Source organism: Duganella qianjiadongensis (assembly GCF_009857915.1).
GTDB lineage: Bacteria > Pseudomonadota > Gammaproteobacteria > Burkholderiales > Burkholderiaceae_D > Rugamonas > Rugamonas qianjiadongensis.
In genome coordinates this window covers 1-225 of sequence record NZ_WWCM01000121.1, presented here as the reverse complement: position 1 = coordinate 225, position 225 = coordinate 1, and the positions used below count along the sequence as shown (strand labels likewise).

1 rRNA gene is annotated in these 225 nt (G+C 46.2%); it reads right to left on the bottom strand.

Annotated features, from left to right (window positions below):
- Positions 1 to 112: 112 nt before the first annotated feature.
- Positions 113 to 225, bottom strand: a 23S ribosomal RNA gene (locus GTP27_RS23555); the annotation flags it as partial.

Sequence of the window (225 nt, the reverse complement as noted above, 5' to 3'; positions counted from 1 at the left end):
GAACGTTGCTCAGAATCTGGAATCGGTAAGTAATCAGCACTGAGTGCTGCGGGTAATGAAGTTGTCTCAACAACGTTTAACGGTCTTCTTACCTATATCCTGCTAAGGTTATAGGGACAAGCCGTACGGGCAATTAGTATCAGTTAGCTTAATGCATTACTGCACTTCCACACCTGACCTATCAACGTCCTGGTCTCGAACGACCCTTCAAAGAGCTCAAGGCTC